This window comes from Grimontia kaedaensis, from assembly GCF_023746615.1.
Classification (GTDB): Bacteria; Pseudomonadota; Gammaproteobacteria; order Enterobacterales; family Vibrionaceae; genus Enterovibrio; species Enterovibrio kaedaensis.
This window is the reverse complement of record NZ_CP082275.1, coordinates 506093-531936: the sequence shown is the minus strand read 5'-3', so window position 1 is coordinate 531936 and position 25844 is coordinate 506093. Positions and strand designations below refer to the sequence as shown.

At 50.4% G+C, this 25844-nt stretch carries 25 protein-coding genes and 1 other RNA gene; 6 read left to right on the top strand and 20 right to left on the bottom strand.

What is annotated here, in order from left to right; translation table 11 throughout:
* Positions 1–11: 11 nt before the first annotated feature.
* The 7 genes from surE to K6Q96_RS02605 all read right to left on the bottom strand — a co-directional run bounded on the left by surE (position 12) and on the right by K6Q96_RS02605 (position 4653).
* The gene (gene surE, locus K6Q96_RS02635) at positions 12–758 is read right to left on the bottom strand and encodes a 5'/3'-nucleotidase SurE (RefSeq protein ID WP_251877588.1); all 747 of its coding nucleotides are present in this window, start codon (positions 756–758) and stop codon (positions 12–14) included.
* Entirely contained in the window at positions 739–1797 is a 1059-nt protein-coding gene (gene truD / locus K6Q96_RS02630; RefSeq protein WP_251877586.1) for a tRNA pseudouridine(13) synthase TruD, read from the bottom strand. Before truD ends, surE begins: the two co-directional genes overlap by 20 nt.
* Complete coding sequence (gene ispF / locus K6Q96_RS02625) at positions 1790–2275, bottom strand: 2-C-methyl-D-erythritol 2,4-cyclodiphosphate synthase (protein WP_062666257.1); 486 nt, start codon at positions 2273–2275, stop codon at positions 1790–1792. The genes truD and ispF overlap by 8 nt, the downstream gene beginning before the upstream one ends.
* A gap of 16 nt (positions 2276–2291) precedes the next feature.
* Entirely contained in the window at positions 2292–3026 is a 735-nt protein-coding gene (gene ispD, locus K6Q96_RS02620) for a 2-C-methyl-D-erythritol 4-phosphate cytidylyltransferase (protein ID WP_251877584.1), read from the bottom strand.
* Between the two features lie 27 nt (positions 3027–3053).
* Positions 3054–3326 carry a cell division protein FtsB gene (ftsB, locus tag K6Q96_RS02615; protein ID WP_251877582.1) on the bottom strand — a complete coding sequence of 91 codons (273 nt, stop codon included), beginning with the start codon at positions 3324–3326 and terminating at the stop codon, positions 3054–3056.
* Between the two features lie 199 nt (positions 3327–3525).
* Positions 3526–4017, bottom strand: coding sequence for a YbaK/EbsC family protein (locus K6Q96_RS02610; RefSeq protein WP_251877580.1), 492 nt, complete (start codon positions 4015–4017; stop codon positions 3526–3528).
* On the bottom strand, positions 4018–4653 hold the full coding sequence (locus tag K6Q96_RS02605) for a LysE/ArgO family amino acid transporter (protein WP_251877578.1): 636 nt from the start codon (positions 4651–4653) through the stop codon (positions 4018–4020).
* 110 nt (positions 4654–4763) lie between these two features.
* Here K6Q96_RS02605 and K6Q96_RS02600 point away from each other — a divergent pair, with 110 nt between their 5' ends.
* Entirely contained in the window at positions 4764–5681 is a 918-nt protein-coding gene (locus tag K6Q96_RS02600; RefSeq protein ID WP_251877576.1) for a LysR family transcriptional regulator ArgP, read from the top strand.
* 63 nt (positions 5682–5744) lie between these two features.
* Positions 5745–6443, top strand: coding sequence for an oxidative stress defense protein (locus K6Q96_RS02595; RefSeq protein WP_251877574.1), 699 nt, complete (start codon positions 5745–5747; stop codon positions 6441–6443).
* Between the two features lie 98 nt (positions 6444–6541).
* Here the strand turns inward: K6Q96_RS02595 and serA are convergent, their stop codons facing one another.
* The 5 genes from serA to zapA all read right to left on the bottom strand — a co-directional run bounded on the left by serA (position 6542) and on the right by zapA (position 9956).
* Entirely contained in the window at positions 6542–7771 is a 1230-nt protein-coding gene (serA, locus tag K6Q96_RS02590; protein WP_251877572.1) for a phosphoglycerate dehydrogenase, read from the bottom strand.
* Between the two features lie 273 nt (positions 7772–8044).
* Entirely contained in the window at positions 8045–8698 is a 654-nt protein-coding gene (gene rpiA / locus K6Q96_RS02585) for a ribose-5-phosphate isomerase RpiA (RefSeq protein WP_002537571.1), read from the bottom strand.
* A gap of 116 nt (positions 8699–8814) precedes the next feature.
* Positions 8815–9417 (bottom strand): 5-formyltetrahydrofolate cyclo-ligase, encoded by a 603-nt coding sequence (locus K6Q96_RS02580; protein ID WP_251877570.1) that lies wholly within the window; start codon positions 9415–9417, stop codon positions 8815–8817.
* Positions 9418–9446: 29 nt separating this feature from the next.
* Positions 9447–9629, bottom strand: a non-coding RNA gene (gene ssrS / locus K6Q96_RS02575) — 6S RNA.
* Positions 9630–9644: 15 nt separating this feature from the next.
* Positions 9645–9956, bottom strand: coding sequence for a cell division protein ZapA (zapA, locus tag K6Q96_RS02570; protein ID WP_002537568.1), 312 nt, complete (start codon positions 9954–9956; stop codon positions 9645–9647).
* 272 nt (positions 9957–10228) lie between these two features.
* Between zapA and K6Q96_RS02565 the strand changes: the two genes are divergently transcribed.
* From K6Q96_RS02565 to K6Q96_RS02555, 3 genes are read left to right on the top strand one after another with little or no spacing between them, the layout of a single operon-like run.
* The gene (locus K6Q96_RS02565; protein ID WP_251877568.1) at positions 10229–10798 is read left to right on the top strand and encodes a YecA/YgfB family protein; all 570 of its coding nucleotides are present in this window, start codon (positions 10229–10231) and stop codon (positions 10796–10798) included.
* Positions 10799–10825: 27 nt separating this feature from the next.
* Positions 10826–12028, top strand: coding sequence for a 2-octaprenyl-6-methoxyphenyl hydroxylase (gene ubiH, locus K6Q96_RS02560; RefSeq protein WP_251877566.1), 1203 nt, complete (start codon positions 10826–10828; stop codon positions 12026–12028).
* Positions 12028–13242 (top strand): FAD-dependent 2-octaprenylphenol hydroxylase, encoded by a 1215-nt coding sequence (locus tag K6Q96_RS02555; protein ID WP_251877564.1) that lies wholly within the window; start codon positions 12028–12030, stop codon positions 13240–13242. The genes ubiH and K6Q96_RS02555 overlap by 1 nt, the downstream gene beginning before the upstream one ends.
* 129 nt (positions 13243–13371) lie before the next feature.
* Here the strand turns inward: K6Q96_RS02555 and eno are convergent, their stop codons facing one another.
* From eno to rlmD, 5 genes are all read right to left on the bottom strand, one after another.
* Positions 13372–14673, bottom strand: coding sequence for a phosphopyruvate hydratase (gene eno, locus K6Q96_RS02550; protein ID WP_251877562.1), 1302 nt, complete (start codon positions 14671–14673; stop codon positions 13372–13374).
* Between the two features lie 79 nt (positions 14674–14752).
* Complete coding sequence (gene pyrG / locus K6Q96_RS02545) at positions 14753–16387, bottom strand: CTP synthase (RefSeq protein ID WP_251877560.1); 1635 nt, start codon at positions 16385–16387, stop codon at positions 14753–14755.
* 140 nt (positions 16388–16527) lie between these two features.
* The gene (gene mazG / locus K6Q96_RS02540; protein ID WP_251877558.1) at positions 16528–17346 is read right to left on the bottom strand and encodes a nucleoside triphosphate pyrophosphohydrolase; all 819 of its coding nucleotides are present in this window, start codon (positions 17344–17346) and stop codon (positions 16528–16530) included.
* A 61-nt stretch (positions 17347–17407) separates the two neighbouring features.
* Positions 17408–19618 carry a GTP diphosphokinase gene (gene relA, locus K6Q96_RS02535; protein ID WP_251877556.1) on the bottom strand — a complete coding sequence of 737 codons (2211 nt, stop codon included), beginning with the start codon at positions 19616–19618 and terminating at the stop codon, positions 17408–17410.
* Positions 19619–19679: 61 nt separating this feature from the next.
* Entirely contained in the window at positions 19680–20996 is a 1317-nt protein-coding gene (gene rlmD / locus K6Q96_RS02530) for a 23S rRNA (uracil(1939)-C(5))-methyltransferase RlmD (RefSeq protein WP_251877554.1), read from the bottom strand.
* Between the two features lie 194 nt (positions 20997–21190).
* On the opposite strand from rlmD, the gene barA reads away from it, so the two are divergent.
* Positions 21191–23935, top strand: coding sequence for a two-component sensor histidine kinase BarA (gene barA, locus K6Q96_RS02525; RefSeq protein ID WP_251877552.1), 2745 nt, complete (start codon positions 21191–21193; stop codon positions 23933–23935).
* A gap of 68 nt (positions 23936–24003) precedes the next feature.
* On the opposite strand, the gene acpS is transcribed toward barA, so the two are convergent.
* Genes acpS through recO form a run of 3 tightly spaced genes read right to left on the bottom strand, consistent with a single transcriptional unit; the run spans position 24004 to position 25828 of the window.
* Entirely contained in the window at positions 24004–24387 is a 384-nt protein-coding gene (gene acpS / locus K6Q96_RS02520) for a holo-ACP synthase (RefSeq protein ID WP_046304278.1), read from the bottom strand.
* On the bottom strand, positions 24387–25118 hold the full coding sequence (pdxJ, locus tag K6Q96_RS02515) for a pyridoxine 5'-phosphate synthase (RefSeq protein WP_251877550.1): 732 nt from the start codon (positions 25116–25118) through the stop codon (positions 24387–24389). Before pdxJ ends, acpS begins: the two co-directional genes overlap by 1 nt.
* Positions 25115–25828 (bottom strand): DNA repair protein RecO, encoded by a 714-nt coding sequence (gene recO, locus K6Q96_RS02510; protein WP_251877548.1) that lies wholly within the window; start codon positions 25826–25828, stop codon positions 25115–25117. The genes pdxJ and recO overlap by 4 nt, the downstream gene beginning before the upstream one ends.
* Between the last annotated feature and the right edge of the window lie 16 nt (positions 25829–25844).

Here is a 25844-nt window from a genome sequence, read left to right as displayed (position 1 = left end):
GTCACCCTTTATTATTTCGTTGCGTTTGTAACCCAAAGATTCAGAGTGTCGATCGTGTCATGTGCTGTCAGATCGACCTGAAGTGGTGTTAAAGAGACACAATTATTTTCAATGGCATAGAAGTCAGTGCCTGGTCCAGCATCTTGCTTGGCGCCCGGGGGGCCAATCCAATAAATCGCCTGTCCACGGGGATCTCTGTCTTCAATCATGTCTTCCGCACGGTGGCGTGCACCCAACCTTGTCACCTGCCATCCCTGAATATCTACCATTGGAACATCAGGGACATTGATGTTTAACAAACGGTTACGCGGCAGTGGCATCTCTTTATCATTGATCACCACTTTTTTTACCACCTGAGCGGCAGTATGGAAATGCGTGTTACCACAAAGGGAGACGGCTATCGCAGGCACACCCATGAAAAAGCCTTCTGTCGCAGCGGCGACCGTGCCTGAATACAGTACATCATCACCGAGATTGGCTCCGTGATTGATACCTGTAATGACAAAATCCACTTTATCTTTCACCAATGCATTCAGCGCGACATGCACACTGTCTGTCGGTGTGCCCTGAACAGCATAACGGTTTTCGCCCACTTCGCGCAGGCGAAGCGGGTTCTCGAGCGTCAGCGAGTTAGAAGCACCGGAGCGGTTTCTATCCGGGGCGACAACGGTTACTGTCGCGATATCAGACAGCACTTCTGCCAGTACATTGATGCCGTCAGCAAACACGCCATCATCATTACTGATCAAAATGTGCATCTGATTCTCCCTCTGATTTGTCTTCCATGACTTCTCGCATCACCGCTGTTGCAAAGCATCCTGCAGGTAAAGAGAAATCAATCGTTAATGTGTCACCTTCACGTTGCCAGCTCATCTCTTGAGGATAGAGCAGCAAAGGACGACGCTCGTGACGCATGCGGTTACCACGAATCACAGCGAGTAGATGAGGTTCAGTATCTACGATTTTCTGTTCAAACTGCTGTGCCTCACCTTGAGTAGGCAGTGCATTATCACCGGTCATTGGGCCAGAGATTTGCCATTCGTGTCTTTGCAACTGTGCTTCCGCAGAGGCAATGTCTTCTACCACCTGGACCTGCTCTTTGTCGTCGATCAGTAAGTCGCCCAACATTGGCGTATGGCAAAGTTGCTTTTCGATCCGCGCAGACAACACTTGGTTGAACAGGAATGATCGAGCTGCAGACAGGTAAAAGCTGCGTTTGCTCTTATCACGTACTCGGAATTTATCCTGACCCCAATCGCGCGCTGATGACACGTTGTTGCCATTACGACCAAATCGTTGGCTGCCAAAGTAGTTTGGTACACCTTGGTCGCGAATGTCGGCAAGGCGCGCTTCAATCGCGTCATCACCTTCAAATTCTGTGATCACCAACTTAAAGCGGTTACCAATCAGGTCACCCGGGCGCAGTTTTTTGTCGTGACGAGCGGTATCCAAAATGGCGTCAACACCTTCATGTGTCGCCACAAATTCAGTCAAATCAGGATCAGGTTGTCCTGGTAGGTGCACACTGAACCATTGTTCTGTCACTGCATGGCGATCTTTCAGACCAGCCCAGCTCACATCACGGGATTTAACACCACACGCTTTAGCCAGTTCATTGGCCACGTATTTAGTGTTCTCGCCAATCTTGCGGATACGTACCAGAAAATGCTCTCCGTGTCCGGCAGGCGTAAAATCCAGTGTTTCGCTAACGAAGAAATCTTCTGCTTTGGCCTTTAAGCGGCCAGTTGCTGTTGGCTGACCATGCAGGTAAGCCAGAGCGTTCATTACATCAGTCATTGGAATCCTTACGGATGATCACCACAGCCTCACAGGCAATGCCTTCTTTGCGGCCGGTGAACCCCAGTCGTTCGGTCGTTGTCGCTTTCACATTCACGTTGCTGACATCCGTTTCCAAATCTTGTGCAATCACCGCGCACATGGCATCGATATGCGGTGCCATTTTCGGCGCTTGCGCCATGATGGTGACATCCAGGTTACCAATCACATAGCCTTTTGCTTTCACTTTGGCGTACACATCGCGTAGAAGAAAACGGCTGTCAGCCCCTTCCCACTCAGCGTCGGTATCAGGGAAATGACGGCCAATATCACCAGCTGCAATTGCGCCAAGCAGAGCGTCACACAATGCGTGCAGTGCTACATCACCATCGGAGTGCGCGACCAATCCTTGTTCATAAGGCACCTTCACGCCACCGATGATAACTGGGCCTTCACCACCAAATTTGTGTACGTCAAAACCGTGTCCAATACGAATCATGTCTCTTCCTCGTGTATCACTGGCCGCTGTTACGTTGGGCCAGGAAAAAGGCGGCGAGCGCGAGATCTTCGGGCTGCGTCACCTTGATGTTGTCTGCATGTCCAGAAACCAGCTTAGGAGCGCCACCCGCAAGCTCAATCGCGGAGGCTTCATCAGTCACTGCCAGCGATTTATCCAATGCGATTTCTAACGCATTCAGTAACTGCTCACGCTTAAACATTTGTGGCGTTAAGGCATGCCAGAGTTGCTCACGGCACACTGTGGTTTCAATCTTGTTGTCGCCTGTGCCGCGCTTCATGGTGTCTCGCACCGGACAGGCTAGAATAGCGCCATGAGTGTGACTAATCGCCTCAGCAATCAGTGCATCGATGTCCTCATGTCTGACACAAGGCCGGGCAGCATCATGCACCATGACCCATTCAGCATTCGTGACGCGAAGGCCAGCCAAAACAGAATCAGCACGCTCTTTGCCACCGGTTGTCACCACAATACGCTTATCACTGCCAAGCGAAGTGGAATGGAAATATCCATCCTCCTCACCAATCGCAATCACAACCTTATTGATGCTTGGGTGCTCCAGCAAGTAATGCACCGTGTGTTCTAGCAGCGTTTTGTCTTCGATGGTGAGGTATTGTTTCGGCAGGTCCGCGCGCATACGCTTTCCTACTCCTGCCGCAGGGACAATCGCAACCACTTCAGGCGCGACAGATTGCGGCGAGCTTAAGGTTTCTTCACTGGCCGGGGTATTCATGTTTCTCTACTTTAAAAGGCGAGAGGGCTAATCGCTGACAATCCGGAAGAAGGTTTCTCCCGGTTTGATCATGCCCAATTCATTGCGGGCACGCTCTTCAATCGCTTCCTGCCCACGTTTGAGATCTGCAATTTCCGCGTACATTTGCTGATTGCGTTGGTGGAGTTTGTCGTTGGCTTGAGCAACGGAATCAGCAACGGCTGTCACTGCAAGGTAATCATCTACCCCGTTTTTGCCCCACCAAAAGTGATACTGGAGCCATCCAAACAATACGAACAGCAAGACTGTCAGCATTCGCATTGAATTTTCCTCCCCACACTCAACGAAATCAATTTGGCATTCGAGCCAGACGCAGAATATTACCCACAAAGTCTAGGCTCATTGGGCACTTACATAAAGAATAGCGGTAATAATCCCACATTCACCCCTGTCACACCAGCAATGGCAGCAACAGAACGGTGAATTGCGGGGTTTTCGTAAATAAGTGACAGGGGAATGTTCAGGCGTTGAGGTGATAAATAGAATTGGGAAGCGCATCCAGCAAGCTAGCAAGATCTTTCGCTGCAAACGCAAAGGTATATTCCGGCGGACCCGGTGTGTACATCAAAGATTCAAATTCAAACAACACGCTATCGACTATCAGTGGGATATGATCTGGCATACCAAACGGGCAAACCGCCCCGGGTACACAGCCAAGACTTTCTATCATCTCTTCGTCTGAGGCAATGGAAGGGCGTTGCCCCAACAGCGCTTTGATTTTCTTACTATCCAATCTCGCATCACGATGCGTCAGCAAAAGCGCATGACCGCCCTTCTTAAAGTTGAGGAATAAGCTTTTAGTGGGTGTTGCTGTCCAACCCAGCCGCTTGCCTACAATGTCATCGGTGGCAAAATCGAGGATGGGTTCATGTTGCCACTCTTGATAGTTCACACCACACTGCGTCATCAAACTGATATTCTTTTGCAGAATTTCATCCAACGTCTGCGCCATTTATCCCTCCAGGCCCATCATCCATTTTTGCATCAAAAGAAATGCCACATAAATCATCATGCCAGCAACCAGAATATCAATGGTTTTCCGCACATTAGGCTTGGAAAGCACTGGCGACATTTTCGCAGCGCCCAATGCAATACCATAAAACCAGACCATAGACGCCAGCATAGTGCCAACTGCAAAAGCAGTTCGCTGCGCGGGTTCAAACTGACCGCCAATTGAGCCCAGTACCACAACGGTGTCTAAATACACGTGAGGGTTTAGCAAAGTCACTGCCGCAGCACCAATCAATACTGCCATGAGTCCTTTGCCCGTTTTTGCGCTCTCAGATTCAGTACTTTCCTCTTCGCCAACCCAAGCACGTTTAAGCGATTGATAAGCGTAGGTAAGCAGAAAAGCTATACCTCCCAGCGTCACGACACTCAGCAAGGTTTCATTACTGGAAAGCATTGCACCACCGCCAAAAACGCCGAGGGCAATTAAAGCAAAATCACAGAGAAAGCAAAGTGTCGCCGTCGCAACATGATGATGACGCCGAACCCCTTGATTGAGAACAAATGCATTTTGCGCACCGATCGGAATGATCATACTGAGCCCTAAACCAAACCCTTGTAGTAAAACACTGCTACTCATCACTTCGTCTCCATACTCCTTAAAACTGCTGAGGCACAAATTAGTGGCGTGACAAACGTAAGTAAAACTAATAATTTTAATTACAGATAAGAAATTCTAATGGAGTGAAGATGAAGGGATTGGATTATCGCTGGCTGGAAGCACTGGATGCGGTCATCGCCAACGGCGGATTTGATAAAGCAGCAGAAGCGCTTTTCATCACCCAATCTGCCGTTTCCCAGCGAATCAAACAGCTGGAAACCTTGGTCGCACAGCCTATATTGATTCGCGAAACGCCTCCGCAACCCACTGCGATTGGTAAAAAGCTGCTCGGCCTTCACAGACGTGTTCAACTGCTTGAAAAGGAAATGCTGCCAGAGCTGACACCCGACGGGTTGGCAGGTCCTGTTACCGTGCCTATCGCCACCAATGCTGACAGCCTGGCGACCTGGCTACTGCCAGCTCTTTCCCCGTTAATGAAAGCGCAGACACTCGAAATCAACCTGATCGTTGATGATGAAAGCCGGACGCTGAACCGACTGCGATCAGGCGAAGCCGTTGTTGCCATTAGCAATGAAGCCACACCACTGAAGGGCTGTGTGGCGGAATCTTTAGGGGTGATGGAGTACCTTTGCGTTTGCACTCCAGCCTTCAAAGCCACCTACTTTCCAGATGGCTTGAACGCAGAAGCGGTGAGTCGCGCACCTGCTGTGGTGTTTGACCGTTTCGATGATATGCACACTCTGTTTGTGTCTGAACGTTTTCAGCTGCCTACTCCTGGCTGGCGAAGCCATATGGTTCGCTCGTCTGAGGCTTTCGTCAAAATGGCCAAACTTGGTGTGGCTTATTGCTTGATACCCCGCCTGCAAATTGAGCCAGAACTGGCATCCGGTGAGCTTATCGATCTTTGTCCAGGCGATGGTGTCATCCGCCACCTATACTGGCACCATTTCGCGACGGAAAGTGGCGTATTGGCGGAGATGTCATCAGCCTGCTTAAATTATGCGCGAAAGACTTTCGGTGAAGGAAAAATATCCCGCACGGTGTGAATTATTTCCGCCTTGCCGGAGTCATAGCCCTATAACTTCAAAAAACAACATGGAAACCAGACCATGAAAAAACACCTTATTGCTTCGTTAGTTGGTACAGCCATTGCGCTGTCTTCACCGTTTGTTTCTGCCGCCACACCGGATTTCCCGCATCTGGAAACCATGGGGGTTGGTGAGGTTGTCGCCCAGCCGGACACCGCCACCGTAGACGTTGCCGTCTCACTTACCCGCACATCTGCCCAAGCCGCCAAAAAGGCGTCTGATGACGCGGTGGCTACGCTTTTGGAACGATTGGAGAAAATGGGGATTTCGCGTAAAGACATCGAAAGCGCCAATCTTAACCTTCAGCCTCAGTACAGTTATCCGAAGAACAGCGAGCCAAAATTGAACGGCTACCGAGCAACACGAAACGTGACGGTGACCGTGAGTGATCTGTCCCGGCTTAACCGTGTGCTGGATGGCGCATTGGCTGATGGACTAAACCGGGTAAATGGCATCAGTTTCTCCTCCAGTAAGGAAGCAGAACTGAAAGAAAAAGCACGAATGGCAGCGATTGCGGACGCCAAAGCTAAAGCTGAATCTTTAGCAAAAGGCTTCGGCGAAAATCTTGCTGGCGTTTGGGAAATCCGCTATATGACTTCAACACCGATTCGCCCGACCATGATGCGTATGGCAGAAGCATCAAATGTTGCTGCAAGCTATAACGATGCTGAAATCACTATCCGTGATCAGGTTGAAGTGGTTTATGCACTGGGCGAATAAATCACAAATTTAGTCAACGTGTTGAAAAGAAAAATGGCCGCTAGTGCGGCCATTTTCCTTTCTGGGATAGACATTTGTTAGGGGGAACAAATCGTCAATCAATGGAGTATACGAGCGCGAAGGGTACCTTCGATCGCTTTAAGTTTCTCCAATGCTTTTTCAGAGTGCTCGGTTTCGACGTCGATCACAACGTAACCGTACTCGGAATTGGTTTGTAGGTACTGACCCGCAATGTTGATACTTTCTTCGGCGAAGATGGTATTGATTTTGGTCAGGATACCTGGCTTGTTCTGGTGAATGTGCAGCAGACGTGACGTACCCGTGTGCTCCGGCAGCGAAACTTCTGGGAAGTTTACTGAAGATAGGGTTGAACCATTGTCTGAGTACTTCACCATCTTACCAGCCACTTCAATGCCGATATTTTCCTGCGCTTCCTGAGTTGAACCACCGATGTGTGGCGTCAGGATAACGTTATCAAACGCTTGCAGCGGAGAAGTGAATGGGTCGCTGTTAGTTTTCGGCTCCGTTGGGAATACGTCTACTGCCGCACCGCCAATGTGACCGCTTTCCAGTGCGCCACACAGCGCATCGATATCAACCACTGTGCCACGCGCGGCGTTGATAAAGATTGCGCCCGGCTTCATGCGCGCAAACTCTTCGCTACCCATCATGTCTTGGGTTGAGTCAGTTTCCGGCACGTGAAGGGTTATCACGTCACTCTTGTTCAGAAGCTCTGACATTGACGCCACTTGCGTCGCATTACCCAGTGAAAGCTTGTTTTCAATGTCGTAGAAGAAAACACGCATACCCAGGTTTTCAGCCAGAATACCCAGTTGGGTACCGATGTGACCGTAACCAATGATACCGAGGTTTTTGCCACGCGCTTCGAACGAACGGTCCGCTGACTTCATCCACTCACCGCGGTGAGCCCTAGCGTTCTTCGCTGGAATGCCACGAAGCAGAAGAAGAATTTCGCCAAGAACCAGTTCAGCAACACTACGGGTGTTTGAGAAAGGTGCGTTAAATACGGGGATACCGCGCTTCGCTGCCGCAATCAGGTCAACCTGGTTGGTGCCAATACAGAAACAACCAACCGCAACCAGTTTTTGCGCTTTCGCAAACACTTTCTCAGTCAGTTGAGTACGGGAACGAATGCCCACGAAATGCGCGTCAGCAATTGCCGCTTCAAGTTCTTCACCGGCTAGAGAGCCTTTGTGATATTCAATATTGCTATAACCTGCACCCTGAAGAACTTCCAGTGCAGTTGGGTGAACACCTTCAAGGAGAAGGATTTTTATTTTGTCTTTTTCAAGCGACACTTTAGCCATTGCAGTTCTCATCCTTAAAAAAAAACCTGTCGTTAAATTCGGTTTCCGTCTTCCAGACGTCAAAGGCCGCTTTTTGATAGGATTATGTCGGCCTTGTACAATTAGTGACTAAGGTAACAAAAATTCATTTGCATGGGTAAGAATATTACGTAATAAGTGCGAAAAAAAACGGCGCCATGAAGGCACCGCTAACTTATTGAGTTACTTATACGCAAACGTTTGGCTTTTGCTTCAAAAAAACTGAAGAGTTAACCCATTAACGCTTAACTGTTTTTAGCTTTTTACTACACCGTTTGCAGTACCTTCCAGCACCACATCTGCGCCACGGTTGGCAAACAGGCCAACCGTCACTACGCCAGCAATCGCATTGATTTTGTCTTCCAGTTCTTTGGCATTAGTGATTTGCAGGTTGTGTACATCCAGGATCACGTTGCCGTTATCGGTGATACAACCTTCGCGGTAGCAAGGATCGCCGCCCAGCTTAACCAACTCACGTGCCACGTAAGAGCGTGCCATTGGGATCACTTCCACTGGCAGAGGGAATTGACCCATCACGTCCACTTTCTTGCTGTCGTCGATGATGCAGATAAATTTCTCAGAGATCGCCGCTACGATTTTTTCACGCGTCAGTGCAGCACCACCGCCTTTGATCATTTCGTTGTTTGGGTTGATCTCATCCGCACCATCAACATAAATGTCCAGACTCGCCACTTCGTTCGCATCAAAGACTGGAATGCCGATCTTCTCCAGACGCTCGGTCGATGCAACTGAACTCGACACTGCACCTTTAATTTGCTCTTTCATGGTTTCGAGGGCATCGATGAAGTGATTAACGGTGGAGCCAGTACCAACGCCAACAATGCTGCCCTTGGTTACGTATTCCAACGCAGCCCAACCAGCCGCTTTTTTCATTTCATCCTGAGTCATGAGGATCTCCTGGGTAAATAGGGGTAATTCGCGACGCCGATTATACAGATCTGATTTTGGAGCGGGCAGATTTTTATAAACGCAGATCCCGTTATTCGGGATCTGTACAGATCAGGTTAGATCGCCCACTTCCAGTGCCTAGATGGCGTCAAAATCTCTGGTAAAGGCACGTCCCACGCTTCAACAGGAAGGTCATCAACCTGCTGGCAATCATGAGCGATACCAACGGGGTTTGCTCCCCGTCCTGATTCATACCAAGGAGCCAATGTGCGATCATAATACCCACCGCCCATACCCAGGCGCTGCCCGCTTTTATCGAACGCCACAAGCGGTGTACAAATCACATCAAGCTGGTAAGCAGGCAAAACATCAAGCACGCTAAGTTTCGGCTCTAGAATACCGTATCGGTTTGGCACTAAGGTAGACTTAGGGTGATAGTGCAGGAACAGCAAATGTCCTTGGCTGAAAGGGTGAATCACCGGCAAATAAACATCTTTTCCCTCTCTCCAGCAATGCTCAATCAGAGGCTGGGTGTCCAACTCACCATCTACTGACAGATAAAGCGCTATTCGCTGGGCGTCAAGGATGCTGTCAGCTTGCTGAAAATGGGAAAGAAGATCTGTCGCCGCATGACGCTGCTCCTCATGGGTGAGGGATTGCCTTTTGGCTCGGGTCGTTTTTCGCAGTTCATTGCGAAGAGAAGAAGTGTTCGCTTGCATCGGCTGTCCTTGCCGCAAAGCTAATTGGGATTGGCCCCGGAGTGCCGTTGGGATCTTTTGCCCTTGAACCCTGCGGTTCAAGGCGGATGAGAAGAACATACCGTAGGCTTCTCGGTACAAGCCGAGCTTGCTCAAAAGCATGTAACATCCCACCCTTAGGTGTGCTTATCGGCTCAGGGACGCGGATCCGCTGACGCACACTCCAGGGTCAAACTGGTTCGGAAGGCTTACGCTTCCTTCGACGCGCTGTGTTTTAACAACGCCTCTTCAATCGTTTGCTGCAACAGCACAATGCGCTGTTCCATATCATTTTTATCGTCGGTGTTTTGCTGTCTTTCTGCACGCAGTTCGTAGCAGATATTCAAGGCCGCGATAGTGAGCAGTTGCTCTGTATTCGTTACTTTAGTGCGCTCAGACAATTCGTGCAACCGTTGATCAAAGTCGTCTGCCGCTTCTTTCAGCGCTTGTTCCTGACCTGCCGGACAGTTAACACGCATTATTTTGCCAAGGATCTGAATTTCAACAGCTTGCGTAGTCATATTCTTTTCTGAGCTCCCTTCAAAGTGCGGTATCGCACCCTGACGTCACGGGCGCAAACTATAGAAAATGGCAGATTAAACTTCAAGTCTATCCTATCGCGTATTGTCTCTCGACGGACTAAGCAGACGAAAAGTCGTCAATGTGATGAAAATCAGAGCTATCGTGAACCTGATTCTCGCTTTCGCTTTCTTCTATCGTGAAGAGAGGTTCAGTGACTTAGGACTAACTGGTAGTATACAGACAAGACAATTTCGGTACCCAAGGTGACCCCGTGACCCAAGTAACTTTACCTGAATACAGCAACATGGTTTCCACGCTCCGTGCTGACTCTCTGGCCGTAACGCCAGCAGAAATGCATGGCCTTCTGGCGGGAATGTTGTGCGGTGGACTAGACCCGGAGCTGGGTAACTGGATGCCGATGCTTTATGACTACACCAATGACGGTGCAGGCTGGCCACATGAATCAAAAACACTGGCGGCAACCAGCATTGGTCTGGCGAGCCAACAGCTCACTGGTGGTCAGATGGATTTCGAAGTGCTGTTGCCAGATGAAAGTGAATCTTTGCTTGATCGCGGTGATGCGCTGTCTGAGTGGGTAAGTGCTTTTATCGCAGGTATTGGTTTAGTCGGTATCACCGCAGGCAAACTGTCTGAGGACTCGAAAGAAGTGCTGGCAGACCTGACAGAAATTGCACAGCTTGGCATTGATGAGGACGACGATATGGAAGAGCAGGCGTTGCTTTTCGAACAAGTCATCGAGCACGTCCGCGTCTGTGCAATGACGCTGCATGCCGAGCTTGGCATCAAGCCGCAGACCGAAGAAAAACCAACCCTGCACTAACAGATCACTGTCGGAGACTGACGCAGAATGGATGCTGAGCCATCAACACAAAATTTTGATGTCGTCATTGCAGGTGGCGCAATGGCAGGCGCCACTTTGGCATTGGCCATTGAGCAACTGACACAGGCTGGCTTGTCCGTGGCGGTGGTGGAAGCCGCCATTCCGGACAACAGCCACCCTGGCTATGATGCGCGAAGCATTGCCCTTTCTTATGGTAGCTGCCAGCTGCTCGATAATATCGGCGTGTGGAAAACTTTGTCGCCATTTGCCACTCCGATCAGCAAAATCCATGTCTCCGACCGCGGCCACTTCGGCCTGACCGAGATGAATGCCCGTGAGGAAGGTTTGGATTACCTCGGCAATGTGATTGAGCTTGCCGACGCCGGGCGCGTTTTTCACCAAGCGTTGGGTAAAGCCAAAAACATCACCTTGTTATGCCCGGCTTTTGTCACTGATATCAAACGTGAAGTCGACAGCGTCACTTTGACGCTCAATGGTGGAAAGGCGCTCACAGCCAAGCTGGTTGTTGCCGCAGACGGCGCGCTATCCTCTTGCTGCGATATGGTGGGGATTGAACGCCGTGAGCATGATTTTGAACAGGTTGCGCTGATAGCGAATGTCACCACAGAACTCGCTCATCAAGGCCGCGCATTCGAACGTTTTACCGAAACTGGCCCTGTCGCCTTGTTGCCGATGTCGGAAGGCAGAAGCTCACTGGTATGGTGCGTCAAACCTCACGAAGCGCCAGCTATGCTTTCCATGTCAGACGACGAGTTTGCACAAGCACTGCAACAGGCTTTCGGGTGGCGCTTGGGAAGACTACTGCATGTTGGTCAGCGTGGCAGCTATCCGTTGATTCTGCGTCAGGCGACCCGTCTTATCAGTCACCGCTTTGCCGTAGTCGGAAATGCAGCACAAACGCTTCATCCGATTGCTGGTCAAGGCTTTAACCTTGGCCTTCGCGATGTGGTATCGCTGGCTGAAGAAATCGCCAAAGCACACGCTGATGGCAATGATTGCGGTCAAATGCCTGTGCTTCAATCATACCTCGCACGACGCGAACCAGACCGCGATACCACAGTCGCCATGACATCAGGTTTGGTTCACGGATTCTCCAACACCACTGCACCACTGATTCTGGGACGAAACCTGGGGCTGGCAGCGATGTCGGTCTTTAGCGAATTGAAAGCACCATTGCTGCAACGTGCAATGGGCTTGGTAGAACGATAATGAAAATGACAAATGTAGACATCGCCATTATCGGCGGTGGCATGGTTGGCCTGACACTCGCTGCTGCACTGGCAGACAGCGATCTTCGCATCGCGATAATCGAAGGCAAAATGCCGGAGCCTGAGCTCACTATGTTGCCCGACCTTCGCGTTTCTGCGTTGAGCCGCGCCAGTGAGCGTATTTTGAAAAACGTCGGCGCATGGGAAGGCATTCAATCCCGCCGCTCAAGTCCATATCAAAAAATGTCGGTATGGGAACAAGACAGCTTCGCCGCGATTGATTTTGATGCGATGGATTTGGGTCAACCCAACCTTGGTTACATCGTTGAAAACCGCGTTATTCAGCAGGCACTGTTTGAGCGCGTAAAGCAGCAACACAATGTCACCCTATTCTGCCCAGACCGTTGTGCCAGCATGATGTTTGGAGAGACAGAAGCCTGGCTAACCCTTGAATCGGGCAGCGCCATTACCGCAAAACTCGTGGTCGGTGCTGACGGTGCGAATTCCTGGGTACGCAACCAGCTATCCATCCCATTAACCCATTGGGATTATGGACATAGTGCTCTGGTCGCCAATATCCGGACCGAAGAGCCTCATGATGGTGTCGCACGTCAGATTTTCACCCCGGATGGCCCGCTCGCTTTCCTACCGCTGTCTGATCCTAACCTAAGTTCGATCGTTTGGTCGCAATCACCGGAAAATGCCGATGCACGTTGCTCCATGCCTGAAGACGAATTCAACAAAGCCCTGAGCGCTGCTTTCGACCTTCGCCTCGGCCTTTGCTCGGTTGAGGGTGAACGTGCAGCTTTCCCTTTGAAGATGCGTTACGCGAGGGATTTCGTGGTCGAGCGCGTCGCCCTGATTGGCGATGCCGCACACACCATTCATCCGCTGGCGGGTCAAGGCGTAAACCTGGGACTTTTAGATGCCGCGACGCTGGCACAAGAGCTGATCCGCTTAAGTGATGAAGGCAAAGACATTGGTGAGAAAACCAACCTCCGCGCTTTCGAACGCTGGCGTAAAGCTGAAGCCGCGCAAATGATTGCCGCAATGCAAGGGTTCCGCGATTTGTTCGCGGGTGAAAACCCGGCGAAGAAACTCATTCGTGGTATTGGCCTAATGGCAGCCGCCACAATCCCCGGTATCAAAACGCAATTTATTAAACGAGCTTTGGGTTTAACGGGTGATTTGCCAGCATTGGCGAAGAAGAAATAAATTAGGGTCGATTATAGTTCTTCCTAGGCACTAGGACCTGCACTTCTCCTAGGACCTTCTGTCCTAACCCCATAAAAAAACGGCGCCTTTCGGCGCCGTCTTCAATCTAAATCCGTTAAGGATAAGCGATTACGCTTGGCCTTTAACTTCTTTCAGACCGTTGTATGGTGCTTTCTCGCCCAGTGCTTCCTCGATACGGATCAGCTGGTTGTACTTAGCAACACGGTCAGAACGGCTCATAGAACCAGTCTTGATTTGGCCTGCTGCAGTACCTACCGCCAGGTCAGCGATAGTTGCGTCTTCAGTTTCACCTGAACGGTGAGAGATAACAGCAGTGTAGCCTGCGTCTTTAGCCATCTTGATTGCAGCCAGAGTTTCAGTCAAAGAACCGATCTGGTTGAATTTGATCAGGATTGAGTTAGCAACGCCTTTCTCGATACCTTCAGCAAGGATCTTGGTGTTAGTAACGAACAGGTCGTCACCAACCAGCTGAAGCTTGTCACCCAGCAGTTCAGTTTGGTGCTTGAAGCCAGCCCAATCAGACTCGTCCAGACCGTCTTCGATAGAAACGATTGGGAATTGGTTAGCCAGCTCAGCCAGGTAGTGGTTAAACTCTTCAGAAGAGAAAGTTTTACCTTCACCTTTCATGTTGTAGATGCCAGCGTCTTTGTCGAAGAACTCAGATGCAGCACAGTCCATCGCCAGAGTAACGTCTTTGCCCAGCTCGTAACCAGCAGCAGCAACAGCTTCTGCGATAACTTCCAGTGCTTCAGCGTTAGACTTCAGGTTAGGCGCGAAACCACCTTCGTCACCAACTGCAGTGCTGTAGCCTTTAGACTTCAATACTTTTGCCAGGTTGTGGAATACTTCCGCACCGATACGCAGACCTTCTTTCAGAGTTTTCGCGCCAACTGGCTGAATCATGAACTCTTGGATGTCTACGTTGTTGTCTGCGTGCTCACCACCGTTGATGATGTTCATCATTGGCAGAGGCATAGAGAATACGCCAGCAGTGCCGTTCAGCTCAGCAATGTGCTCGTACAGTGGCATGCCTTTCGCAGCAGCTGCTGCTTTTGCGTTCGCCAGAGAAACAGCCAGGATTGCGTTTGCACCGAACTTAGATTTGTTCTCAGTACCGTCCAGATCGATCATGATCTGGTCGATTTCTACTTGGTTTTTCGCGTCTTTACCTTCCAGAGCGTTAGCAATTGCGCCGTTTACTGCATCAACTGCTTTCAGAACGCCTTTACCCAGGAAACGTGCTTTGTCGCCGTCACGCAGTTCCAGTGCTTCGCGAGAACCGGTAGATGCGCCAGATGGAGCAGCTGCCATACCTACGAAACCACCTTCCAGGTGAACTTCTGCTTCTACAGTTGGGTTACCGCGTGAGTCAATGATTTCACGGCCCAGAACTTTAACGATCTTAGACATTGTGTTTCCTCTCGTATGTCAATAGCTTAAGAATGCGAAAAGCGGCCGCACAACCTTCGCGACCGCTTCCTTTTTTCAGTTACAGCTCACCACGCTGATTTTTACCTGCCGCTGCCACGAAGCCTTCAAACAGAGGGTGGCCATCGCGTGGAGTAGAGGTAAATTCAGGGTGGAACTGGCACGCCACAAACCATGGGTGCGCAGGGTTTTCGATGATTTCAACCAGCTTTTTATCCGCAGACAGGCCAGATACAACCAGACCCGCTTCTTCAATCTGCGGACGCAGCACGTTGTTCACTTCATAACGGTGACGGTGACGCTCGTGAATCGTCGCGTTGCCGTACAGCTCACGTGCTTTAGTACCTTCTTTCAGGTGACACAGCTGCGCGCCAAGACGCATGGTGCCGCCCAAATCTGATTTTTCAGTACGCTCTTCAACTTTACCTTCGCCATCCACCCACTCGGTGATCAGGCCAACAACAGGGAACTTACTGCTCTTGTCGAATTCGGTAGAGTTCGCGCCTTCCATGCCTGCCACGTTGCGCGAGTATTCGATCAGCGCAACCTGCATGCCCAGACAGATGCCAAGGTATGGCACTTTGTTTTCGCGAGCGTATTTCGCTGCCAGAATCTTGCCTTCCACACCACGGTCACCGAAGCCACCCGGAACAAGAATCGCGTCCAGACCTTGCAGTGCTTCGTCGCCTTTTGTTTCTACGTCTTGAGAGTCAACATACTTGATGTTCACTGTCAGACGGTTTTTCAGGCCACCGTGTTTCAGTGCTTCGTTTACAGACTTGTATGCATCTGGCAGTTCGATGTATTTGCCAACCATACCGATAGTCACTTCACCGGTTGGGTTCGCTTCTTCAAAAATAACTTGTTCCCATTCAGACAGATCAGCGTCTGGCGCTGTGATGCCGAAACGAGTACAAATCAGGTCATCAAGACCTTGAGAACGGATCAGTGAAGGGATCTTGTAGATGGAATCTACGTCCTTCATCGAAATGACTGCTTTTTCCTGAACGTTACAGAACAGCGCAATCTTAGAGCGCTCGTTCGCAGGAATCACACGATCACTACGGCAAACCAGAATGTCTGGCTGAATACCGATAGACAGCAGTTCTTTCACCGAGTGTTGGGTTGGTTTGGTTTTTACTTCACCGGCTGCGGCCAGGTAAGGAACCAGCGTCAAGTGCATGAACATCGCACGCTCGCGCCCCAGTTCTACCGCCAACTGACGGATAGCTTCAAGGAACGGCAGTGATTCGATATCACCCACGGTGCCACCGACTTCAACGATAGCAACGTCGTGACCTTCGCCACCGGCAAGCACGCGTTCTTTAATAGAGTTGGTGATGTGTGGGATAACCTGAATGGTCGCACCCAGGTAGTCACCGCGGCGCTCTTTGCGCAGTACGTCAGCGTATACACGACCCGACGTAAAGTTGTTGCGCTTCGTCATCTTAGTGCGGATGAAGCGCTCATAGTGACCCAAATCCAGGTCAGTCTCTGCGCCGTCTTCCGTAACGAATACTTCACCGTGCTGGGTTGGGCTCATGGTGCCCGGGTCCACGTTGATGTAAGGGTCAAGCTTCATCATGGTCACTTTAAGACCACGTGCTTCTAGAATTGCCGCCAATGACGCTGCTGCAATACCCTTACCTAGGGAGGAAACCACCCCGCCCGTAACAAAAATGTAATTCGTTGTCATGCTAAACCTGAGAGTTGGATTTAGGGGAAATTATTGGAAATCTGGACGGGACGACATATTACCAGAGCCAGAAACTTCCCACAACGTGAAAACTATCACACGGAATGCTGTTTTTTTTTGTCGCAAATCAATTGAGTGACTCACGTCGTTTTGTTGCCCTCGTCACGCTTTACTTCTTGCCAGAGATTTTCGAGCTCATCTGGCTCACTTTCCTGCAATTTTTTACCATTATCGCGTAATTTCATTTCAATTTTACGAAAGCGACTTTCGAATTTCATATTCGCTTTTCGAAGCGCCATTTCCGGATTAGTGCCAAGGTGGCGGGCAAGATTGACCGCGGCAAAAAGTAAATCGCCGACTTCTTCATCGACACGTTCTTGGTCGACATCTACCATCAAGGCTTCTTCCATCACCTCATCAAGCTCTTCCTGCACTTTTTCGGCAACAGGGCCTACCGAGTCCCAATCAAAGCCGAATCTCGCGCAACGCTTCTGCAATTTCGCTGCACGGCCTAACGCCGGAAGTGAGGTTGGTACATCATCCAAAATACTGAGCTCTGCATCCGGTTTGGCTTTGGCGGCACGTTCCTGCGCTTTTATGCCTTCCCAGTCTGCTTTCTCCAGCGGGTTGCCACCAGCATCCTTTTCGCCAAAAACATGAGGATGGCGACGCACCAGCTTGTCGCACATGGCACCGGCAATGTCTTCAAATTCAAACAGGCCCTGCTCTTTTCCGAGTTGACTATAGAACACAATTTGAAACAGCAGATCGCCCAGTTCATCGCGAACATCTGCCCATTCCTGGCGTTCAATCGCATCCACTGCTTCAAAAGTTTCTTCGATGGTGTAAGGAATTATGGAATCGAAGGTTTGCTTCTTGTCCCAATCACAGCCGTTTTGCGGATCCCTGAGGGTAGCCATAATTTCCAGCAATTCTTGCATTCGCGACATTTTTTTCATCTGTTACCCGCCCAAAAGAAAAGGGAAAGCAGCGCTTTCCCCTTATAGACATTGAATATTGTTAGCGAAGCCGTTTGGCTTGATGAACGTCTTTGACTTGCTCCAAGCGGGAGATCACCCGGCTCAGCACTTCAAGGTCACTCAGCTCTAGATCAAAGTCCATGATGGACATTTGCTGCTTGTAGTCGACCCGGCTTTGCATACCAGAAACTTTCGCTTTTTCATTCAGCAAGACATTGGTGAGATCTTTAATCAAACCACTTCGCTCGGATGCAGAAACACGCACTGTGATTTGATAGTTGCCGATATAACCGCCGCCCCACACAGTATCGATAAGCCGCTCCGGTGCATGGTGGCGAAGTTCAGCCAATTGCTCACAGTCTGCACGGTGCACTGAAATACCGCGACCTTGCGTTACGTAGCCTTCGATTTCGTCGCCAGGAATTGGCTGACAGCATCGTGCAAGATGGGTCATCAGGTTGTCCACGCCTTCAACGACAACAGCATCTCGGCGTGGTCGCTTGGTTGTGGTCTGCGTTTCAGCCTGCTCCAGCTTGGCGCGAAGCTGCTCATCTTCCTGTTCTTTGGTCAGTTTGTTGACCACAGAGTTGATGTAGTTAACCACCTGGTTGATGCGCAAATCACCACTACCAACACCCGCGTAAACTTCATCAAGGCTGTTAACATTGAAGCGCTTCATAGCGAGCGTGGCGTCTTTGCTCGCGGCACCAATCTTCGCGAGTTCAGCATCGAGAATTTCTTTACCAGCCTCGACGTTCTTCTCTCGCGCTTGCTTACGGAACCAAGCATTAATCTTGGCGCGTGCACGGCCTGACGTCACAAAGCCAAGGCTTGGGTTCAGCCAGTCACGGGAAGGGTTCGGCTCTTTCTGGGTAATGATTTCGACCTGATCGCCCATGTTAAGGTGATAAGTGAACGGTACGATACGCCCTTCCACTTTGGCACCGATACAACGGTGACCCACTTCAGAGTGGATGTGGTAAGCGAAATCCAGAGGTGTCGCGCCGATTGGCAGGTCAACCACATCACCTTTTGGTGTAAAGGCGTAGACGCGGTCATCAAATACCTGGCTACGAAGTTCATCCAGCATTTCGCCGGAATCAGACATCTCTTCTTGCCAAGCCAGCAGTTTACGCAGCCAAGTGATCTTCTCATCGTAACCACTGCGGCCAGCAGAAGAACCTTCTTTGTATTTCCAGTGCGCCGCAACGCCAAGCTCTGCATCATCGTGCATCTGCTTGGTACGGATTTGGATTTCTACCGTTTTGCCTTCCGGTCCCAATACGACAGTGTGAATAGATTGGTAACCGTTCGGTTTCGGATTCGCAACGTAGTCATCGAACTCTTTCGGCAGATGGCGGTATTTGGTGTGAACGGCACCCAGCGCGGCATAACAGTCTTGAAGCTGATCAGCGATGATACGCACAGCACGAACATCAAACAGCTCGTCAAATTCCAAGCCTTTTTTCTGCATCTTACGCCAGATGCTGTAGATATGTTTTGGTCGACCATAGACCTGTGCGTTGATGTTGGAATTTTCCATCGCGCTTTGTAGATCGGACACAAAGGTGTCGATGTACTGCTCACGGTCAATACGGCGTTCTGCTAGTTGTTTGGCGATTTGCTTGTAGGTCAGCGAGTGCTGATAACGGAACGCGTAATCTTCGATTTCCCACTTTAACTGACCAATACCTAAGCGGTTAGCAAGCGGTGCGTAGATGTTTGCACACTCTTTTGCAACAGCCTGACGCACTTCGTCAGACTCGTTTTTCACTTCACGCAGGTAGGTAATGCGTTCAGCCAGTTTGATGACCACACAACGGAAGTCATCCACCATGGAGAGCAACATACGACGCACATTATCCACTTGCGTAGACGTCGCTTCTTCACTGTTGGCGTTAAGATGGCGAATTGCCGCCATTTCCTGAACCCCTTCCACCAGCTTAGCGATATTGTTACCGTAGTGCTCTTTGAGCAACTCATTGCTGAGCACGTCATATTCCACCATAGGGAAGAGCAGCGCGGCCAACAGGGTTTCCTTGTCCATACTCAAGGTGACAAGGATTTCAATCATCTCTCGACCACACCAAAGAGGCTGTGCGAGCGTTTGCTCATCGCCCAGTGTCTGGCAATGATGATAGGCTTTGGTTAAAGCCTGAGATACGGCAGCCTCCTGGGCAAGACCTTCTACCCAGCGTTCAAGCAAAAATTCTTTATTGTCGTTTAGGTGCGCGCCACGAATTGCGACCATTTCACTATCCTGTTTTTCTTATCCTTAAACGGGCAACCATCATACTTGCCCAGTGAGCGACTCAATCTTTGACAAACAGCGCCATCGACTCCAAGTGCCCTGTATGTGGGAACATGTCCAACATGCCCAACCTAACCAATTGATACCCGTTTTCCAAAAGCGCCTGACTGTCACGTGCTAATGTTGCCGGGTTGCAGGAAACATACACTACCTGCTCAGCTCCAGATTGTGCCACATAAGGCATAACCCCTAAAGCACCAGCACGCGCCGGATCGAGCAAAATTTTGTTGTAGCTTTCACGTCCCCAGACAGTTTCAGCTGCATCCAGTTCCAGATTGGCATGATAGAAACGCGCATTGCCTTGCTGATTACGCATCGCATTGTCTGACGCGCGCAGCACCATCTCTTCCACGCCCTCAATGCCGACGACCGTTTTTACTTTCGCAGCCAGCGGTAAGCTGAAGTTGCCCAGACCACAGAAAAGATCGAGCACCGCATCGTCGTCTGTTAACGAGAGCCAATCCAGCGCCTGTGCAATCATCTTTTCATTGATATCCGCATTAACCTGAATAAAGTCCTGCGGCTCAAAGGCCAACGTCAGATCGCCAAGTGTGTAATTGGGCTGCTCACCAATAACACGCTGCACGACCTCATCGGCTTGTTGCAGGTAATAAATCAAACCGTGTTGTTCTGCAAAGCGTTTCAGCGTTGCCTGATCGTCTTCGTGCAACGGTTTGATAGCACGAACCAAAAGCACGCGACCTTGATTGGAGGCCACCAGCTCAATATGACCAATGATACGACGTCCACGAAGACCATCCAGCAAGCTATAAACATCCGGCAATAGCGCATTCAACTCTGCATCAAGCACTGGACAGTCTGTGACGGTCACAATGTCATTGGCACTGCGTTGACGGAATCCCATTTCAAGCCCGCCACTTTTACTCACTTTGACACTCAGACGTGCGCGACGGCGGTAACCCTTTTCTTTAGACATTACCGGCGCGTCTTGCTCAAGCTCCGCTGACGCAAATTTCTTCATCAATTGGGACAACGTTTCCTGCTTGGCATCAATCTGGGCTTGATGGCCCAAGTGCTGGAGGTTACAGCCGCCGCAGGTACGGTAATGCTGGCAAAACGGTTTGATGCGCTCAGCACTCGGTTTGGTGACTTTGATAAGACGGGCACGGGCAAACTGACGTTTATCTTCCGTAAGCTGCAGCAATACCTCCTCACCCGGTAAAGCGCCAGCAACAAACACCGGCTTTTTGCCGTCAAACGCCACGCCATCCCCCTGATGGTCGAGACGGGCGATAGTCATCGCCTTGTGCTTAGTATCAAGAGTCTTTTTCTTCTGTGGCTTAAAAAAACGCGCCATGACATATGTTCCAGCTTTTGCAACCAACCGCACTAACAGTCTGTGCATAGATTCGAATATTGGCGGTCAGACAGTTGTGATAACCTGCTGAATTCTCGCCATCAGCTTTGGTGTAGACTTACTGCGTGAGGTTAAACTATTTAACTCACGGTATGTCTGAAAAATGACGGCAATTCTCCCACAGAATAGACAGCATGACCAAATACGGACTTCGCGCCAGAGTAATCACCCTAACCCTTGCCCCGACGCTTATCATCGGCATATTGCTGAGCGCCTATTTTATCAAAAACCGCTATCAGGAACTGGAACAACAGCTTGCTGTAGCCGGACAGGCGATTATCGAACCCTTGGCAATCGCCAGTGAAATTGGCCTTGCCAATGAAAGCCGGGAAAATGTGCGGCGCCTCATTGGGCACACGCACCGTCAGCACAGTGAATACATCCGAAGCATCGCAGTGTTCTCCAGCCAGAACGATCTATTTGTAACCTCGAACTATCACCGTAACCTCGATTTATTGGCCGTGCCCCTTGGGCAACCCTTACCTGAGCGACTGGAAGTCATCCACCTTAAAGATGCGCTGCTACTCCGCGCGCCAATCCGAGCAATAGCGAGTTTTAACAACCCACTGGTACAAGAGCAGCCAATTGGCTACATCACCATGGAGATGGATCTTTCGACGGTGAAGCTCAAGCAATATCAGGAGATCATCTCCGCCGGTGTAGTGTTGATTCTTGGTTTGATTCTTTCCTGTTTTTTCGCCTATCGGCTTTTGCAAGATGTCGAAATGCCGATCAACCAGATGATAAGCATGATTGACAGAATCCGTCGCGGGCATCTCGATGTTCGGATTGAGGGCAAATTATTGGGTGAGTTAGACACCCTGAAAAACGGGATCAACGCGATGGCCATTTCGCTGTCGGAATATCACCTTGAGATGCAACAAAGTATCGACCAGGCCACGTCCGATTTACGTGAGACCTTAGAGCAGCTGGAAATCCAGAACGTTGAACTCGATATCGCCAAGAAAAACGCGCAGGAAGCGGCGCGGGTGAAGTCAGAATTCCTCGCCAACATGTCCCATGAGCTCAGAACACCACTGAATGGTGTCATTGGCTTTACCCGTCAGATGCTGAAAACCCAGCTTTCCAGCAGCCAACAGGATTATCTGCAGACCATTGAAAAATCGGCCAACAACCTGCTGACCATCATTAACGACATTCTGGACTTCTCCAAACTCGAAGCCGGCAAACTACTTTTAGAAAATATTCCGTTTGATTTTGAGGACTCGCTGGATGAAGTGATGCGTCTGCTCGCGCCAATGGCGCACGAAAAAGGCCTTGAGCTCAACCTTCGAATCGACCCTCGCATTCCAGCCGGTGTGATTGGCGACCCGCTTCGCATCCAGCAAGTGCTCACTAACCTGATTGGTAATGCCACAAAATTCACTGAGCGTGGCCATATCAGCGTTAGCGTAGAGCTCAAACAACAACGAGATGAGCGTTTGGAGCTTCAGTTTGTCATCCGTGATACCGGTATCGGCATTTCTGAGCGTCAGCAGTCGCAGCTGTTTCAGGCTTTCCGTCAAGCAGATGCCAGCATCAGTCGTCGTTATGGTGGTACTGGCCTTGGCCTGGTGATCACCCAGAAGCTCGTCCAGCAAATGGGTGGCGATATTGGCTTCTCCAGCCGTCTACACCAAGGGTCAACTTTCTGGTTCAGCATGTCTTTGATCCAAACTGACCTGCCACTGGTGCACCCTATTGATGCCGAAGCTCTACAAGGGCAATCACTGATGCTGATTGAACCCGACCATGAAAGCCGACTGATGATGCGCGAACGTCTGGCGCATCTTGATATTGCATTAAACGATTATGCAGAGTTGCCAGAAACTTCAGATCGCGTCTCCTCTGTGCTGATTTGTGTCGATGCCGTCGATGTACCGGAAAGGGACGCATTGATAGCTATGGCAAAACAGGCTGAAGCCTTCAGCGAGCGGGTCATCTTCTGTTTGCCCACCACAGAGCTTCCCCTATCAGAAGCGCTGCTTGCGTCCGGTGTGGCAGCTTGCCTTGCCAAACCTTTATCAGTGAGAAAACTCATTGAGCAATTGCAGGGCGAGCAACAGTCCCTTGCTCTGCTTCCACCAGCGGTTGAAGTCCATACCGACAAAGCGCCACTTACTGTGATGGCAGTGGATGACAACCCTGCCAACCTCAAACTCATCACCGCCTTGTTGAAAGAGCGCGTGACCAATGTGTATATGGCATCAGATGGTAAAGCAGCTCTCGCCTGCGCACAGAAGCAACGTTTCGATCTCATCCTGATGGATATCCAAATGCCAGAAATGGACGGTGTGACAGCTTGTCAGGAAATTCGTAAAACACCCCTAAACCAGCACACTCCAGTTATCGCCGTGACTGCACATGCCATGACAGGTGAGCGAGAGCGCTTGCTCAATGAAGGGATGGACGACTATCTGACTAAACCAATTGAGGAGCATATTCTCGAGCAGGTACTGCATCACTGGACCCACCCACACAGTGGCGAAACCCAGCCAAACTCGCCGCTTATCACGCCAAACAAGCTGGGAGAAACGCTCAGCATTGACTGGTCATTGGCAATGAAGCAAGCAGCAGGCAAAGAGGATTTGGCAAGGGATATGTTGCAGATGCTGGTTCGCTCTTTTGATGAAGTCGAAGAGAAAGTTCATCTGGCGTTGAAAGACAGCCAAACAGACTTAAGTGCCGTCATACACAAGCTACACGGCAGCTGCGCCTACAGCGGTGTACCAAGGCTCAAGAACCTTTGTCATGAACTGGAAACCCAGCTTAAAAAAGGCGCAACGGTCGAAGACATCGAGCCAGAGCTTTTTGAATTGTTGGATGAAATTCAGAACATTCGGGAGCAATCCCCCCATTATCTGGGTATCAGTAATTAAATCGAAAATAGCAAAACGTCCGCATCTGCGGGCGTTTTTGTTTGTGTGGTCGACATTGGAGAAAAAAGCTAGTTGGTCTCTAACAACACGGTCGCTACGGCATAGCGTTTCTCATCAGCGATGGTGAGGAAAATATTCTCCACACCACGCTCGTCGGCAAGCTTTCGCGCTACACCGGAGAAATCCACCACAGGCTTTCCAAGCTCATCGTTCGTCACTTCAAAGTCATGGAACGTCACACCACAAGCGATACCCGTCCCTAACGCTTTTGAAGCAGCTTCTTTCACTGCGAAGCGCTTGGCAAGAAAGCGAGCCGGGAAGTTGGAGCTGGAATAGGTTTCCAACTCGTTTTCTGTCAGGACACGTTTAGCAAATGCATCTCCGGTGCGCGCAATGATTTTCTCAAGACGCTCAATTTCTACGATGTCAGTGCCAAGGCCAACCACAGCCATTAGCGGCGCGCTTCCAGCATCAGCGCTTTCATGTCTGCAACCGCTTTTGGCAGGCCTTCAAATACCGCGCGGCCTACAATCGCGTGGCCGATGTTCAGCTCGTAAATCTCTGGAATCCCCGCAATAGGCTTCACGTTGTGGTACGTCAGGCCGTGACCAGCGTTCACCTTGATACCCAGATCGTCTGCGTAACTTGCTCCCGCTGCAATTTTCTTCAGCTCTGCCTGCATGTCTTCTTCAGTCGTCGCTTCTGCATAATGGCCAGTGTGCAGCTCGATAAAAGGGGCGCCACAGGCTTTTGCTGCGTCGATTTGCGCACGGTCTGCATCGATGAATAGCGACACTTTAATGCCCGCTGCAGTCAGCGTTTCCGTTGCAGCTTTCACTTTCTCTAGCTGGCCTGCCACGTCTAAACCGCCTTCGGTGGTCAGCTCTTCACGCTTTTCAGGGACCAGACACACGTAAGCCGGCTTCACTTCCAGCGCGATGTTGACCATCTCATCCGTTACTGCCATTTCCAGGTTCATGCGGGTCTGGATGGTGTCTTTCAGAATATGAACGTCACGGTCTTTAATGTGGCGACGGTCTTCACGCAAGTGAACGGTAATACCATCCGCGCCCGCACGTTCTGCAATATCTGCAGCGTGGACAGGATCAGGGTATTGGGTGCCACGCGCATTACGAACGGTCGCGACGTGGTCAATATTGACGCCCAGATAAATGGTATTCATTGCGTTAATTTCCTTGTTCTTAACATAAAAAGCTCACGGCTTTTGAGCGGTTTGGAGCCAAGATAAGGCTTGAGGGCCAAGCGTGTAAAGCGCTTCGCCGCTTTTAACTGTTCTGCCGTTGAGAATTGTCTTGTTGCCAGCGCTTCTAAGTCGCTGCCCGTAAAAGTGAGGTTATTGCTTTTCATCAGCGAGGCGACAAAACCTTGCTGCTCCCGGAAGATATACGTCATCGATGCATCAACTGGCTCACCGCTACCCGCACAATGCAGGAAATCGACCCCGTATCCGAGCGAGTCCAACAAGGCGAGTTCGAAGCATCGTAACGCTGGCTCAGGATTGCTGTGCTGAGCAAGGTCAGTCAGCGCATTGACGTAGTCAAAGAAGAGTTGATGGTACGCGGTTTCAGGCTCTACAACCCGGCTTAAGATCTCATTGAGATAAAAGCCTGAAAACAGAGCATTGCCTGAAAGCGGGATCGCAAGCCCCATGGCTTCAGCATGACGCAAGGTATGCATTTCGCCGCGTCCGGACCATTTCATCAAGAGAGGAGTAAAAGGCTGGAGCGCCCCTTTTAAGGGAGAGCGTTTACCACGGGCGCCTTTCGCCATCAAACTGACGCGCCCGTGATTTTCGCTGAAAACATCCAGAATCAGGCTGGTCTCACTATAGGGTCGTGAGTGCAGAACAAAGCAGCGCTGCAAGCCTTCCATATTGCTCCTGAATGTC

Coding starts and splice junctions, on each gene's coding strand:
- serA (WP_251877572.1), bottom strand. CDS start 7,771: ATGGCTAAAGTGTCGCTTGAAAAAGACAAAATAAAAATCCTTCTCCTT.
- ispF (WP_062666257.1), bottom strand. CDS start 2,275: ATGATTCGTATTGGACACGGTTTTGACGTACACAAATTTGGTGGTGAA.
- pdxJ (WP_251877550.1), bottom strand. CDS start 25,118: ATGAATACCATTTATCTGGGCGTCAATATTGACCACGTCGCGACCGTT.
- relA (WP_251877556.1), bottom strand. CDS start 19,618: ATGGTCGCAATTCGTGGCGCGCACCTAAACGACAATAAAGAATTTTTG.
- K6Q96_RS02610 (WP_251877580.1), bottom strand. CDS start 4,017: ATGGCGCAGACGTTGGATGAAATTCTGCAAAAGAATATCAGTTTGATG.
- zapA (WP_002537568.1), bottom strand. CDS start 9,956: ATGACTACGCAAGCTGTTGAAATTCAGATCCTTGGCAAAATAATGCGT.
- truD (WP_251877586.1), bottom strand. CDS start 1,797: ATGACTGATGTAATGAACGCTCTGGCTTACCTGCATGGTCAGCCAACA.
- K6Q96_RS02600 (WP_251877576.1), top strand. CDS start 4,764: ATGAAGGGATTGGATTATCGCTGGCTGGAAGCACTGGATGCGGTCATC.
- recO (WP_251877548.1), bottom strand. CDS start 25,828: ATGGAAGGCTTGCAGCGCTGCTTTGTTCTGCACTCACGACCCTATAGT.
- ubiH (WP_251877566.1), top strand. CDS start 10,826: ATGGATGCTGAGCCATCAACACAAAATTTTGATGTCGTCATTGCAGGT.
- K6Q96_RS02605 (WP_251877578.1), bottom strand. CDS start 4,653: ATGAGTAGCAGTGTTTTACTACAAGGGTTTGGTTTAGGGCTCAGTATG.
- pyrG (WP_251877560.1), bottom strand. CDS start 16,387: ATGACAACGAATTACATTTTTGTTACGGGCGGGGTGGTTTCCTCCCTA.
- barA (WP_251877552.1), top strand. CDS start 21,191: ATGACCAAATACGGACTTCGCGCCAGAGTAATCACCCTAACCCTTGCC.
- rpiA (WP_002537571.1), bottom strand. CDS start 8,698: ATGACTCAGGATGAAATGAAAAAAGCGGCTGGTTGGGCTGCGTTGGAA.
- K6Q96_RS02595 (WP_251877574.1), top strand. CDS start 5,745: ATGAAAAAACACCTTATTGCTTCGTTAGTTGGTACAGCCATTGCGCTG.
- acpS (WP_046304278.1), bottom strand. CDS start 24,387: ATGGCTGTGGTTGGCCTTGGCACTGACATCGTAGAAATTGAGCGTCTT.
- surE (WP_251877588.1), bottom strand. CDS start 758: ATGCACATTTTGATCAGTAATGATGATGGCGTGTTTGCTGACGGCATC.
- eno (WP_251877562.1), bottom strand. CDS start 14,673: ATGTCTAAGATCGTTAAAGTTCTGGGCCGTGAAATCATTGACTCACGC.
- K6Q96_RS02580 (WP_251877570.1), bottom strand. CDS start 9,417: ATGCAAGCGAACACTTCTTCTCTTCGCAATGAACTGCGAAAAACGACC.
- ispD (WP_251877584.1), bottom strand. CDS start 3,026: ATGAATACCCCGGCCAGTGAAGAAACCTTAAGCTCGCCGCAATCTGTC.
- ftsB (WP_251877582.1), bottom strand. CDS start 3,326: ATGCGAATGCTGACAGTCTTGCTGTTCGTATTGTTTGGATGGCTCCAG.
- mazG (WP_251877558.1), bottom strand. CDS start 17,346: ATGAAAAAAATGTCGCGAATGCAAGAATTGCTGGAAATTATGGCTACC.
- K6Q96_RS02555 (WP_251877564.1), top strand. CDS start 12,028: ATGAAAATGACAAATGTAGACATCGCCATTATCGGCGGTGGCATGGTT.
- rlmD (WP_251877554.1), bottom strand. CDS start 20,996: ATGGCGCGTTTTTTTAAGCCACAGAAGAAAAAGACTCTTGATACTAAG.